At 35.0% G+C, this 13,778-nt stretch carries 16 protein-coding genes and 1 pseudogene; 14 read left to right on the top strand and 3 right to left on the bottom strand.

Features of this window, described 5'->3' with window-relative positions; translation table 11 throughout:
- Positions 1–2 precede the first annotated feature (2 nt).
- Together ACXGSQ_RS00400 and ACXGSQ_RS00395 are read right to left on the bottom strand one after the other, a co-directional pair.
- The gene (locus tag ACXGSQ_RS00400) at positions 3–878 is read right to left on the bottom strand and encodes a hypothetical protein (protein WP_458627690.1); all 876 of its coding nucleotides are present in this window, start codon (positions 876–878) and stop codon (positions 3–5) included.
- 277 nt (positions 879–1,155) lie between these two features.
- Positions 1,156–1,926: a hypothetical protein gene (locus ACXGSQ_RS00395; RefSeq protein ID WP_458627689.1), complete on the bottom strand. Its 771-nt coding sequence runs from the start codon at positions 1,924–1,926 to the stop codon at positions 1,156–1,158.
- A 231-nt stretch (positions 1,927–2,157) separates the two neighbouring features.
- Between ACXGSQ_RS00395 and ACXGSQ_RS00390 the strand changes: the two genes are divergently transcribed.
- Positions 2,158–2,781, top strand: a complete 624-nt coding sequence (locus tag ACXGSQ_RS00390) for a DUF4230 domain-containing protein (RefSeq protein ID WP_458627688.1) — start codon at positions 2,158–2,160, stop codon at positions 2,779–2,781.
- A 2-nt stretch (positions 2,782–2,783) separates the two neighbouring features.
- On the opposite strand, the gene ACXGSQ_RS00385 is transcribed toward ACXGSQ_RS00390, so the two are convergent.
- Complete coding sequence (locus ACXGSQ_RS00385) at positions 2,784–3,092, bottom strand: rhodanese-like domain-containing protein (protein ID WP_458627687.1); 309 nt, start codon at positions 3,090–3,092, stop codon at positions 2,784–2,786.
- Positions 3,093–3,203: 111 nt separating this feature from the next.
- On the opposite strand from ACXGSQ_RS00385, the gene ACXGSQ_RS00380 reads away from it, so the two are divergent.
- From ACXGSQ_RS00380 to pcaF, 13 genes and pseudogenes are all read left to right on the top strand, one after another.
- The gene (locus ACXGSQ_RS00380; RefSeq protein ID WP_334467674.1) at positions 3,204–3,773 is read left to right on the top strand and encodes a TetR/AcrR family transcriptional regulator; all 570 of its coding nucleotides are present in this window, start codon (positions 3,204–3,206) and stop codon (positions 3,771–3,773) included.
- Between the two features lie 68 nt (positions 3,774–3,841).
- A complete protein-coding gene (gene paaE / locus ACXGSQ_RS00375; protein WP_458627686.1) occupies positions 3,842–4,921 on the top strand; it encodes a 1,2-phenylacetyl-CoA epoxidase subunit PaaE in 1,080 nt (359 codons plus the stop codon).
- A gap of 134 nt (positions 4,922–5,055) precedes the next feature.
- Entirely contained in the window at positions 5,056–6,012 is a 957-nt protein-coding gene (gene paaA / locus ACXGSQ_RS00370; RefSeq protein ID WP_334467678.1) for a 1,2-phenylacetyl-CoA epoxidase subunit PaaA, read from the top strand.
- Positions 6,013–6,091: 79 nt separating this feature from the next.
- On the top strand, positions 6,092–6,376 hold the full coding sequence (gene paaB / locus ACXGSQ_RS00365; protein WP_195871423.1) for a 1,2-phenylacetyl-CoA epoxidase subunit PaaB: 285 nt from the start codon (positions 6,092–6,094) through the stop codon (positions 6,374–6,376).
- Positions 6,377–6,459: 83 nt separating this feature from the next.
- A complete protein-coding gene (gene paaC, locus ACXGSQ_RS00360) occupies positions 6,460–7,221 on the top strand; it encodes a 1,2-phenylacetyl-CoA epoxidase subunit PaaC (RefSeq protein WP_458629295.1) in 762 nt (253 codons plus the stop codon).
- Between the two features lie 154 nt (positions 7,222–7,375).
- The gene (paaD, locus tag ACXGSQ_RS00355) at positions 7,376–7,876 is read left to right on the top strand and encodes a 1,2-phenylacetyl-CoA epoxidase subunit PaaD (protein WP_458627685.1); all 501 of its coding nucleotides are present in this window, start codon (positions 7,376–7,378) and stop codon (positions 7,874–7,876) included.
- 51 nt (positions 7,877–7,927) lie between these two features.
- Positions 7,928–8,709: pseudogene (locus tag ACXGSQ_RS00350) on the top strand (enoyl-CoA hydratase-related protein).
- A 54-nt stretch (positions 8,710–8,763) separates the two neighbouring features.
- Positions 8,764–9,699 (top strand): pyridoxal-phosphate dependent enzyme, encoded by a 936-nt coding sequence (locus ACXGSQ_RS00345; protein WP_458627684.1) that lies wholly within the window; start codon positions 8,764–8,766, stop codon positions 9,697–9,699.
- A gap of 101 nt (positions 9,700–9,800) precedes the next feature.
- The gene (locus ACXGSQ_RS00340; protein ID WP_458627683.1) at positions 9,801–10,988 is read left to right on the top strand and encodes a 3-hydroxyacyl-CoA dehydrogenase NAD-binding domain-containing protein; all 1,188 of its coding nucleotides are present in this window, start codon (positions 9,801–9,803) and stop codon (positions 10,986–10,988) included.
- A gap of 38 nt (positions 10,989–11,026) precedes the next feature.
- On the top strand, positions 11,027–11,356 hold the full coding sequence (locus ACXGSQ_RS00335; protein ID WP_458627682.1) for a four helix bundle protein: 330 nt from the start codon (positions 11,027–11,029) through the stop codon (positions 11,354–11,356).
- A 64-nt stretch (positions 11,357–11,420) separates the two neighbouring features.
- Entirely contained in the window at positions 11,421–11,834 is a 414-nt protein-coding gene (locus ACXGSQ_RS00330) for a PaaI family thioesterase (RefSeq protein WP_458627681.1), read from the top strand.
- Positions 11,835–11,926: 92 nt separating this feature from the next.
- Positions 11,927–12,289: a four helix bundle protein gene (locus ACXGSQ_RS00325; protein ID WP_458627680.1), complete on the top strand. Its 363-nt coding sequence runs from the start codon at positions 11,927–11,929 to the stop codon at positions 12,287–12,289.
- 84 nt (positions 12,290–12,373) lie between these two features.
- Positions 12,374–13,588, top strand: a complete 1,215-nt coding sequence (gene pcaF / locus ACXGSQ_RS00320; protein WP_458627679.1) for a 3-oxoadipyl-CoA thiolase — start codon at positions 12,374–12,376, stop codon at positions 13,586–13,588.
- Positions 13,589–13,778: the final 190 nt, after the last annotated feature.

The following is a 13,778-nucleotide window of genomic DNA, read 5'->3' as shown; positions in this document are numbered from 1 at the left end:
CTTTACGGTTTTTTTGATTTGTTATCTATCTGGTAATAAGGTTTTGGGTTAAAACTATCTGATGCAACATTCATATAGTTGTGTCCGTTTTTTCTCTTGTGTCTTACAAAATTAGTGGGATTATAAATTTGCCAAACTGTAAGTTGATTGAATCGACCGGTCTTTGTTTTTAAGTCAATCTCGATTTTTTGTATCATGCGGTCAACGGTTTTTTGATCTGCCATTTTTAGAATTTTTTCAGAACCTGAGCCATTATTTGTTTGGTAAAGTACCCAATACTTTGCATTTGCATTTGTGGAAACCGATAGGTTCTTCTTTGATTCACTTTGTATTTTAGGATTGATATCTTCATTTAAGGATGAAGGATGTGCAAAAACTGTTGGTGTTTCCTTTTTTCCTGGTAATCTCAAATTGGTTTGGCCACTATCATTTTCAGATCCAAAAGGTGTGGTTTGTGGCAAATTTACTGACTTGTATGGTTTTTGATGTGCAACTAATTTAGGTTCGGCTTTTTTTGTTTCTAGGTTAGTGATGATTGGTTTTGACTCTTTTAGATCATAAGTTTCGTTCCTCAGTAAGGTAATAATGATAAGCTTATCTTTAAGGACGACTTCAATAGCATAGCGTCCTACGGGAATATCCGCAATTGAAATTTTGGCTTCAGAATCTTTTACTTTTATGATACGTTCAAAATCATCATTGAAAACCATGATTTCGTATATGGTACGTTCTGCTGTAAAGAGGATGCTGTCTTCCGTTTTGTTAAGACGGTGTTGGAGCTCTTTTGCTCTATTGTTGACGTTTTGAAGTAATACTGATTTTTGGCCATAAACTAATGATGACAAAAATAACAATACAATAAAGTATAACTGTCTCATAATAAAGTAGGTTTTTTTTGTTTTGGGAAACAATTTTAACACAAAGCAAATTAATTAGATTGCCTTAATGTTACTCACAAAGTTATAGGCTTTAAAGTCTATGACATTAAAATTTAGATGCGTGGTGGCTTTCTTTAGTTGATGTGTTGTGTTAGTCGGTAAAACACTTAAATCATCCTATGAAGTGTTGTCTGTTTTTGTTGTAATCCATTAAAATACAACGACTAAAATAGTATAAATGCTGTATTAATTACTAGTGGTTTAACTGAAAATAACTCTATAAACTTTGAAGACTACTTGTCGTTGAATAATATGGATTGGGATTAAATGAATCGGTTTGTGATGAGTAAATAAAATCAGGATTTGAAACTTGATTCTCCATAAATGATTCCTTGTTGTAAACTTCCCATATTGTTAATTTATTAAACTTCCCAGGGTTGCTATTAATTTCAAGTTGATGTCTGCGAATCATTTTTTCAGCTGATTTTTGGTCTACTAATCGCATTGTTTTGCTTGAGCCACTTTCATTATTAATCTGCGTTTCTGTCCAAAAATAGTTTTGATTTTTGTTGTGATGACTTTTTGTTTTTCCTCCAGTTAAAATAAATTCTATACTTTTATTTGGGGAACTCTTAATCACCTTTAGTTCTTCATCTAGCATCATGCCTTTGCCTTCTATTATAGACTCTTTGTTGTGATACAGGTTTGTGCTAGAAATGTCATTAATGGTGTTTTGTATGACTAATTCTAAAACAATAATTTTTTGATCGAGTTTGGTTTCTATATTAAAATTACCTTTAGGAATATCTTTTAAGGAAATTTGAATATTATGAGCATCGACTATAATTATTTGTTCAAAATCTTCATTGAAAATTTCGACTTTTTTAATTTTAGATTCACATTCTAATAGTAAACTATCTTTTGTGACGTTTAAATGGTGTTTTAGCTCTTTCGCATTTGGGTTTGTGTTTTGAAATAAAATGACGTTTTGGCTAAAACTAATAGAGGTTGAAAGTAGGACTAGAAATGTACTTATGTTTTTAATCATAATAATCATTTTTTTTAGGTTAGAGGACTTACAAATAATCTGTGTTTTAAAGGTTAATATTTGCTTATTTAGGGCTAAGTTAAAGCCTAGAGCTGTATTTTACATTTATATAAGACGTTTTGCTGTTTTTATAGATAACAGACTGTCAATTACGATATAAGGTAAAAAAACGCAACTGAATTGCATGCTGGTTTTAAGCTAGTTTATGTTTGAATTTTACTAAATTTGCCTATGCGAAAAATTTTATTTGGTGTTGTTATAACATTAATTGTTCTATTGACCTTTAAGTATTGTGAAGACAAGAAAGAAGATAAAATGGCTATTAAAGCGCATAGTGCTTTAATTCAAGAACAGATTAAAAATGTGGGGAAATTAGTCGTTACGGAAGGCCATTTTTCAGAAGTCTTTAGTTATGAGAATTCTAAAGCTGTTTTTGGAGATTTAATGTCTGCAGAAAAGAAAGCATTAGTTGTGGTTAATGCCGATGTTACTGTGGCTTACGATTTAAGTAAGATCGAATATAAGATTGATGAAGTTGCCAAGACACTCCGAATCATTAGTATTCCGAAGGAAGAAATTAAAATAAATCCTGATTTCGAATATTATGATGTACAAGCCGAATTCCTAAATCCATTTGAAGCCAAAGATTATAATACCATTAAAAATACAGTTAAAGAATCACTAATGAAAAAAATCGAAGCGTCCGATTTAAAATCTAATGCTCAAAACAGGTTAATAAGTGAACTTTCTAAATTTTTTATTCTTACTAATTCTTTAGGGTGGACACTTCAGTATAATGATAATCCTGTTGATGATTTTAATCAATTACAGGATTTGAAAGGGGTTTTAGAATAGATTTATCCCAACTTACGTTGTAAACTCCCTATACCTCCGCCATTAATAGCATCAATACCTTTAGATTTTAAGAGGCTCGCGGCGCTACCAGAACGCATGCCGCTAGCACAATAGGCAATCACAGGTTTATTTAACTTTTTAACTTCATTAAGTCTATTACCCAATTCCTGTACAGGAATATGAATAGCATTCTTAATATGGCCGCCTTGGTATTCACTAAGTGTTCGCACATCTAAAATAACTGCGCCTTTTTCAATATAGTCTGCAACGTTATTCGTCGATTTTCCAAACAAAGTATTTAATAATCCCATAATTTTAATTTTGAGCAAAATTCTAAATAATCCTAAGAACATTGCGTAACCAAAGTTACATTATAATTATTAATACATTAAAATCTTCTTATTTTAGTACTTTGCATACACATGAGACAAGAAACGCGTCAACAAGAAATTTTAAGAGTTGCAGCCAAACTTTTTAAAGAAAAAGGCTATAGTGCTGTCACTATGCGAGATTTAGCCAAAGCCATTGGTATAAAAGCAGCAAGCCTGTATAATCATATAAATTCTAAACAAGACATCCTAAATAAAATTATAATTTCATTAGCTGAAGAATTTACAGAAGGGATGACATCCATTCAATCTTCTGATGCTAGTTGTATTGAAAAACTCAAAAAAATTATAGAGCTACATGTGCGTATTTCTAGCCAAAATATTTACGGTATGGCATCGCTTAATAACGATTGGATGCACTTAGAAGACAAACTTAATTATTACCAAAAATTAAGAATTGATTACGAAAATGATTTTAGGGCAATTCTCAAAGAAGGAATAGCATCTGGCGAAATCGTAGACACCAAACCAGACGTAATGATGTTTTCTATTTTAACAACCTTACGCTCCCTCTATATCTGGATACCTAAAAAAGAAGACATTAACCCTGAAGAATTATCTCATACCCTAAATCAAATACTGATAAAAGGCATTAACAAATAGTTTAGAATATATTTTATAACTTTGCTGAACAAACTAACAAGTGTTAGTTAAATGTTTAAGAAAAACATATGGCAGATTTTCACATCTTAAAAGTTGCAGACATTTATAAGGAGACAGAAGACACTTCTGTAATTACTTTTGAAGTACCCTCAGAATTAAAAAAAGAGTTTCAATTTAGGCAAGGTCAGCATTTAACCTTAAAAGCAGACATTAACGGAGAAGACGTACGTCGTTCCTATTCGCTTTGTTCAAGTCCATTAGATGGTCAATGGAAAGTCGCTGTAAAGTTAATTCCTGGCGGAAAATTTTCAACTTACATAAATGAGGAATTAAAGGCGGGAGATCAATTAGAAGTCATGGCGCCAAGTGGAACCTTTGGTGTCAATGTCAATGTCAATGCAAATAAACCTAAAAATTATCTCTTTTTTGCTGCAGGAAGTGGTATCACTCCTGTGCTTTCTATGATAAAAACGCATTTAGCAGCAGAGCCTAATGCAACATGTAAGTTATTTTACGTCAATAAAACCGCAAAATCCATTATCTTTAAAGAAGAACTAGAACAGCTCAGAAATAAATACTTTGGACGGTTCGAAATCTATTACTTCTTAACCAAAGAACGAAGAGATATCGAGCTATTTAATGGAAGATTCGATGACGAAAAGATGCGAATTTTAACGCAAACGTTTATCGATATTCCAGATACTAGCGAAGTCTTTTTGTGTGGTCCAGAAAAAATGGTAAATTATGTTAGTACATACCTCATTAATGCCGGATTACCAAAAGAACTCGTGCATTTTGAATTGTTTGTCACCGGACTTTCAGATGAAGATATAAAACGAGCTGAACGCTTAGCGCAACAAAATGTTGAAGGAATAGAGGTCACTATTGTTGATGGAGGAAAAGAATTTGCTTTCACCATGACCAAAGAATATGATAATATTTTAGACGCAGCCTTAGGTGCAGGAGCCGATTTGCCTTTCGCATGTAAAGGCGGTGTTTGCAGTACATGCAAATGTAAAGTGGTTGAAGGGGCTGTGGAAATGAAAATCAATTACGCTCTAGACGAAAAAGAAGTCTCTCAAAATTTGGTATTAAGCTGTCAAGCCGTGCCAACATCTGAGAAAGTAGTGGTCGACTTTGATGTGTAAAATTCCTGCGAAGACAGGAATCTCATAAAGCAAATTCCTTAACGCACCAACAGCAAAAAGCCAACGGCCACAGCTAATAAAAAATAAAGTTCAACGAGCTAAAGGCCAAAAGCCAATAGCTAATAGCTATAAAGATGAGTGAAGAACAAATAAAAAATCTAGAAAAGCAGTTCGAAGAACGTATCGCAAGAGACGAGAAAATCGAACCTAAAGATTGGATGCCTGAAAAATATCGCAAGACGCATATAAGACAAATGTCGCAACATGCACATTCCGAAATTATAGGGATGCTTCCCGAAGGTAATTGGATTACAAGAGCGCCTTCGTTAAGACGAAAAGTAGCTTTATTAGCTAAAGTTCAAGATGAAGCAGGTCATGGTTTATACCTCTACTCTGCTTGTGAAACCTTAGGAGTTTCTCGCGATGAGTTATATGAGCAATTGCATTCCGGAAAAGCAAAATATTCGTCCATATTCAATTACCCAACCATTACTTGGGCAGATATGGGAGCCATTGGTTGGTTGGTAGATGGTGCAGCCATTATTAATCAAGTACCACTTTGTAATACCTCATACGGTCCTTACGCACGTGCTATGATTCGTGTGTGTAAAGAAGAAAGTTTTCATCAGCGACAAGGTTTCGAGATTATGATGAAACTAGCAAATGGAACACCAGAGCAAAAAGATATGGCACAAGACGCTTTAAACCGTTGGTGGTGGCCAAGCTTAATGATGTTAGGTCCAACAGATGCGGAATCTATTCACACCGAGCAATCCATGAAATGGAAATTAAAACGAAAATCTAATGACGATTTACGTCAGCAATTTATAGATCAAACCGTTCCTCAAGCAGAATTAATTGGACTGACCATTCCAGATCCCGATTTAAAATGGAACGAGGAACGCCAAAGCTATGATTTCGGAGAGATTAATTGGGATGAATTTTGGCAAGTCGTCAAAGGTCATGGCCCAATGAATAAAGAACGCATGAAAGCTAGAGTGAACGCATGGGAAGAAGGAGAATGGGTTCGTGATGCCGCAATGGCTTACGCTGAAAAGAAACAAGCAAGAAAACAAAAACAAGCAATTTAATTAACCTCGGTGCTCATACGAGTATTGTCCCCTTGAGGGGACTTTAGGGGTGTTTTTAATAGATAAATTCAATTTCATAATGAGTAAAAACTGGCCACTTTGGGAAATCTTCGTTAGAAGTAAAAATGGATTAGAGCATCGTCATTTCGGAAGCCTTCATGCTGCAGATGCAGAAATGGCTTTAGAAAATGCAAGAGATGTCTACACTAGACGAAACGAAGGTGTAAGCATTTGGGTTGTAGAATCTAAAAATATCACAGCATCAAATCCAGAACACAATGGTGAAATGTTTGAGCCTGCTCAAGACAAGGTGTATCGTCATCCAACATTTTACGATTTGCCAGATGAGGTGAAACATATGTAATTAGAGCTGTGCTCTAATTACAATTCCCACGAAAGTGGGAAACTAAAAAACGTTTAATTAATAGATACCCACTTTCGTGGGCACTGAAGATGAAAAACGAAAACTTATACAACTACATACTTGGCATAGCAGACAACAGCCTAATCCTCGGTCAAAGACTAGGAGAATTAACAGGTCATGGTCCAAGCCTAGAAACAGATATCGCCTGTACTAATATCTCGTTAGACTTATTTGGTCAAGTGCGAAGCTATTTTCAATATGCAGCAAAAATAGCAGGTGACGACAGAACAGAAGATGATATTGCTATGCTTCGAAAAGAGCGCGATTATAAAAATGTACTATTGGTAGAACAACCAAACACCAACTTTGCCTACACTATGGCGCGTCAGTTTTTATTTGATGTTTACCACTTAGCTTTTCTTAGCGAATTACAAAAAAGTACCGATTTAACATTGTCTGCAATTGCTAATAAATGTATTAAAGAAGTCAGTTATCACGAACGTTTTTCTTCAGATTGGATAAAGCGTTTAGGTGACGGCACAGAAGAAAGCAAAGTAAAAATGCAAGAAGCTATTGATGGTTTATGGACGTACACTGATGAATTATTTCATCAAACAGAAGCCGATAAAGCTATGGTTGCAGAAGGAATCGGTGTGGATGTTACGAAACTAAAAGACGCTTATTATGCTAGAGTGAATGAAATTTTAGAAGAAGCAACGCTTGAAACACCAGAATCAAAATGGTTCCAAAAAGGTGGAAAAGAAGGTATTCATACAGAACATATGGGCTATTTATTAGCAGAGCTTCAGTATATGCAACGCGCCTACCCTAATATGGAATGGTAACAAATTAATTCCTGAGAAGGCAGATAAACCTTTAGGTTTAGCGAAGCTAATCTCATAAATTAATACAAAATGTCACTTCGAGTGATTCCGATTTTTCATTAGAATCGTATCGAGAAGAAATAAAACAAGATTCCCGTTTTCACGGGAAATGAATATGACAACAACAGAACAAAATATAGACGAAATCTTAATTCCAATTCTGGAAAAAGTTTCCGATCCCGAGATCCCCGTATTATCCATCATGGATATGGGTGTGGTACGTTCTGCGGTTATAAAAAATAATATCGTTAATGTTAAAATCACACCAACCTACAGTGGTTGCCCAGCAATGGACGTGATTGGTGATGATATAAAATTAGCATTAAAAATCGCAGGATACGAGTCTAAAATAGAATTGATTTTACATCCTGCATGGACAACCGATTGGATTACACCAAGAGGAAGAAAAGCATTAGAAGATTACGGAATTGCAGCACCTTTAAACGCAGAGGCGGATAAAGATGTATTGCTTAATGGAAAGCGAATCGTAAAATGTACTAATTGTGGTTCAACAAACACAAGATTAGTGAGTCAGTTTGGTTCCACAGCTTGTAAGGCGCAATTTCAGTGTGACGATTGCCAAGAGCCTTTTGATTATTTCAAATGTTTAAAGTAAGAAACAGACCTGTCAGGTTTTAAAAACCTGACAGGTCTAAAAAAATAAAACATGAGCAAAAGCATACAACTTAAAGTTGAAAACAAAGTAGCGTACATCACGTTCAATAGACCAGAAGTATTTAATAGTTTCAATCGTGAAATGGCATTTAGTTTACAAGAAACTTTGGATGCTTGCGAAGCAAATAAAGATGTTAGAGCTATTGTCTTAACCGGAAACGGGAAAGCATTTTGTGCTGGTCAAGATTTAAAAGAAGTTACGATCCTGATTTAAATCCGGGATTCAAAAAAATACTAGAAGAACATTATAACCCAATCATCACCAGAATACGTTCCATTAAAAAACCAATTATTGGTGCAATTAACGGAGTGGCTGCTGGTGCTGGTGCAAATATCGCTTTGGCTTGCGATATAGTAGTTGCTCACGAAAAAGTAAGTTTTATTCAAGCCTTTAGTTTAATAGGTTTAGTGCCAGATAGTGCTGGTACGTTCTTTTTACCAAGATTAATAGGCTTTCAAAAAGCATTAGCATTGGCTATGCTAGGAGACAAAATTGGAGCTGAAGAAGCGGAAAAAATGGGCATGATTTACAAATGTGTCCCAACGGAAGAATTTGATGAAACCATTAGTAAACTAGCTTTGAAACTCGCAAACATGCCAACCAAAGCATTGGGTATGATTAAAGAATTGTTCAATACATCTATGACTAACGATTTAGAATCGCAATTAGCTTTAGAATCTAAATTACAAATAGAAGCCGCACAAAGTGACGATTATAAAGAAGGTGTTGCTGCGTTTATAGAAAAACGTCAACCAAACTTTAAAGGGAACTAGATTAACGTCAGTTCGAGTGAAATTGCTTTTTGCAATTTTGTATCGAGAACAAATATGAATAAACAAACCCTCATACAGACCCACAACCGAATAAAACCCTTTATTCACAATACACCTGTGTTAACCTCACAATTGTTAAATGAAAAAGCAGGTTGTAATTTGTTTTTTAAGTGTGAGAATTTCCAGAAAATGGGAGCCTTTAAAATGCGAGGTGCTGCAAATGCCATTTTATCACTTTCAGAAGAAGAAAGACAACGAGGCGTAGTGACACATTCGTCTGGTAATTTTGCGCAAGCGGTGTCATTGGCAGCACAGAAATTAGGTGTTAAAGCTTATATTGTAATGCCAGAAAATGCACCTCAAGTTAAAAAAGATGGCGTTAAAACATATGAAGGAGAAATCATAGAATGCGAATCAACACCACAAGCAAGAGAAGCAACAGCTAATAAAATTAAAGAAGAAAAAGGAGCATCATTTTTACACCCATCAAATCAAGATGAGGTGATTTATGGTAATAGTACAGCAACAATTGAATTATTAGAAGAGCAACCAGATTTAGATATTATCCTAGCACCTGTTGGTGGAGGAGGTCTCATTGCAGGAACTGCTTTGGCAGTACATTATTTCTCAGAAAAATGTAAAGTAATTGGTGCAGAGCCTAAAGCTGTAGATGACGCATATCGATCATTAATTTCGGGTAAAATAGAAACGAATACTACGTTTGCAACTATTGCAGATGGACTTAGAACAAATTTAGGTGATCGTAATTTTCCAATTATTCAAAAGCATGTAGAGAAAATAATTTGTGTAGAGGAGGAGGAAATTATCCATGCTATGCAATTGATTTGGGAACGCATGAAGATCATTGTAGAACCATCAAGTGCAGTAGCTTTGGCAGCTGTATTAAAAAATAAAGAAGAATTTGCATCCAAAAACATCGGAATTATTATTTCTGGTGGTAATGTAGATGTGAAAAATCTGCCATTTTAATTCGTCTGAGTAGTGTCCCCTTGAGGGGACTTTAGGTGTGTTTTAAAATGAAATAAGAACAAAGTTTAATTAATAAGATACCTGCTTTCGCAGGCATTAATATGAAAATAGGAATTATAGGTTCAGGAACCATGGGAAGCGGCATCGCACAAGTTGCTGCAACTTCGGGGTGTCAAGTAAAATTATACGATACAAATCAAGTGGCTTTAGATAAAGCAAAAGCTTCACTAGAAAAAATATTGAATCGCTTAATTGAAAAAGGAAGAATTGATACGTCTGAAAAAGATAGAATTCAGTCAAACATCGCTTACGTCAATAACCTAAAAGATTTAGCCGACTCAAACCTGACTATTGAAGCTATTATTGAAAACCTAGACGTCAAGAAAAAAGTGTTTTCAGAATTAGAAAGCTATGTGGCTGAGGATTGTATTATTGCATCAAACACATCAAGTTTATCTATAGCATCAATCGCTGCATCGCTGAATAAACCAGAACGTTGTGTAGGGATTCACTTTTTTAATCCAGCACCTTTAATGAAGTTGGTTGAGGTTATTCCAGCAATTCAAACTTCAACTGAAGTTCTTGAAAAAGCCATACAAACCATTAAAGATTGGAAGAAAGTAGTCGCAGTTGCCAAAGACACACCAGGATTTATAGTAAACAGAGTGGCAAGACCATTTTATGGTGAAGCATTACGTATTTATGAAGAAGGATTAGCAGACTTTGCGACTATAGATCATAGTTTAAAGTCTTTAGGTGATTTCAGAATGGGACCATTCGAATTGATGGATTTCATAGGAAACGATGTAAACTATACCGTAACCGAAACCGTTTTTACAGCATTCTATTTTGACCCAAGATATAAGCCTTCATTAACCCAAAAACGCTTTGCAGAAGCAGGGTATTTAGGACGTAAATCAGGAAAAGGTTATTATGATTACGATCAAAATGGAAAAATAATTAACACTAATCACACTAATTCAAGAACTTTTGAAACCTATGAAGAGGAAATGGGGCTTAAAAATCAAATTTTCGATCGTGTATTAGTCATGCTCATCAACGAAGCAGCAGATGCCTTATTTTTAAACATTGCATCCGCTGAGGATATCGATAATGCCATGACCAAAGGGGTTAATTATCCAAAAGGATTACTGGCTTGGGCAGATGAAAAAGGAATAGATTGGTGTGTCAGTAAAATGGATGAATTGTATAACGAATATCACGAAGATAGATACCGTTGTAGTCCATTATTGCGTAAAATGAATAGAGAAAACCAAACCTTTTTTTAATAGATGAGGTATTAGTTAAACAGGGATTAGGTATTAGTATGAAAAGTGATTATCATTTTAAATTTGAAGATTTATTAGTGTATCAAAAGGCTATGGACTTTGGAGAAGTGGTTGATCACCAAGTTAAGTCCTTTCCTAGTCACGAATTATATGCTTTGTCATCGCAATTCAGAAGAGCTGCTGATTCTATTGCCTTAAATCTTGCTGAAGGTTGTCCAGGATCTGATGCGCAATTTGTAAAGCACATTAATCATGCAATTCATAGTGCTAATGAATGTGTAAGTTGTAGCACAAAAGCTAATAGGAGAAAGTATATTAACTTTGAAGCGAATGAAAATAACCGAAAATTAATTTCCAAATTAACATAAATGATGTCCTCATTAAGGAAGAAAATTTTAGAACGAAAAACTAATCCCTAATACCAAAAATCTAATGCCTTTAATCGGTGATAAAATTCCACACAAAATGCTTTCCCAAGACGCTTACAGCACCTGGCTAGGCATAGAAATTCTAGAATGTGAAATCGGACGCTGTAAAGTCGGAATGACCATTAGAAAGGAAATGCTAAACAGCATGAATAAAGCTCATGGTGGTATCAGTTATTCATTAGCAGATACCGCTTTCGGTTTTGCTGCCAACACCCATGGAAAATATGCAGTCTCTATCGAAACAAGCATTAACCATATTGAAGCTTTAAACGAAGGAGATTATATTACAGCAGAATCGGTAATAGAATCTGTAAAAAATAGATTAGGCTTTAATATTATTGAAGTCAAACGCGGTGAGGAATTAGTCGCGCTTTTTAAAGGTGTGGTTTATCGTACACAAAAAGATTGGAAAGAATAGAAAGAAAGTATAAAACCGAAAAATGTAAAATTTTAAATTTAAAAGTTGAGCACTGTCTTCCTTTTACATTTATCATTTAAAATTTAAAATAAATGAGTGATTCAAAATATGATTTACAGATAAGATTAGTCAAATTTTCGGCTTTAATTATAAGTAGTATTAAATCACTAAATAAAGAATTTGCATCAGAACATTTGACAAAACAATTAATTCGTTCAACCACTTCTGCTGCATTAAATTACGGAGAAGCACAAAGTGCTGAATCTAAAAGAGATTTTATTCATAAAATGAAAATTTGTTTAAAAGAACTTAGAGAATCTCAGGTTAATATTGAAATACTTATAGAAGCAAATCTAATTAATGATAAAGAAGAATTTAAAAAAGTATTAAAGGAGAATTCTGAATTAGTAGCAATATTTACATCTAGTATAAAAACAACACAAAAGAAAATGTAAAACAGAAAAATGTAAAATTATAAATTTGAAAGTTGAGCACTGTGTTCCTTTTGCATTTTACATTTATCATTTAAAATTTTTAATTTGAAAGAAGCATATATAATAGACGGCATTAGAACACCAATAGGAAACTACAAAGGCACATTATCCGCTGTTCGTACAGACGATTTAGGCGCTTTAGTAATTAAAGAAATAGTAAAACGTAATCCAAGCATCCCAAAAGAAGCGTATGACGATGTGATTATGGGCTGCGCTAACCAAGCAGGTGAAGACAATCGTAATGTTGCGAGAATGTCATCACTATTAGCCGGATTGCCATTTACAGTACCAGGAGAAACCGTAAACCGTTTATGCAGTTCTGGATTATCAGCAATCATTCACGCCAATCGTGCTATAAAAGCAGGAGATGGCGATGTGTTTATTTCTGGTGGAGTCGAGAACATGACACGCGGACCATACGTCATGGCAAAACCATCTACGGCTTTTGGAGGCGATTCAAAACTATACGATTCTACTTTCGGATGGCGTTTTATCAATCCGAAAATGCAACAAATGTATGGCACAGACGGCATGGGAAATACAGCCGAAAATCTTGTTGAGAAATATAATATTTCAAGAGAAGACCAAGATAAGTTTGCACTTTGGAGCCAGCAGAAAGCAACCAAAGCACAAGAAAACGGTCGACTAGCAAAAGAAATTGTAACCGTTGAAATTCCACAGCGCAAAAAAGATCCCATCCTTTTTTCTAAAGACGAATTTGTAAAACCAACAACTTCTTTAGAGGTATTAGGAAAACTAAGACCAGCCTTTAAAAAAGATGGAGGAAGCGTAACTGCTGGAAACTCTTCCGGTTTAAACGATGGCGCAGCAGCAACCATTATCGCGTCAGCAAAAGCTGTGCAACAATACAATCTCAAACCTTTAGCACGAATCGTAAGTTCTGCTGTGGTTGGTGTCGAGCCAAGAATCATGGGAATTGGCCCTGTTACAGCTTCAAACAAAGCGCTAGAAAAAGCAGGATTAACCATGGAAGATATGAATATTATCGAGCTTAACGAAGCGTTCGCTGCGCAAGCATTAGCATGCACTAGAGCTTGGGGATTAGCAGACAATGATCCGCGATTAAATCCAAATGGTGGTGCTATCGCTATTGGTCACCCCTTAGGAGTAACAGGTGCAAGAGTGGCGTATTCTGCCGCTTTGGAGTTGCAGGAGCAAAACAAACGTTATGCCTTAATCACTATGTGTATTGGAGTTGGGCAAGGTTATGCAGCGATTATTGAGAATGTGAATTTGTAACATCATTTGGGCGTTACCACAAGGGTCGCGCTTTCCGCTATATCTTTTTTGCTTTTAATGGCAAAAAAGGATGCCGCTGCAATCGCTAACGCGTGCGCAGTTAATTGAATAAAAATAACGTCACTTCGAGAGATTTGAGAAGAATAAACAAATCGTATCGAAAAGACATAAATTAGATTTCCGTTTTTAA

This window comes from Winogradskyella sp. PC D3.3 (genome assembly GCF_054366245.1).
Note: the sequence above shows the minus strand (reverse complement) of the source record. Positions and strands in the feature narration are given on the sequence as shown.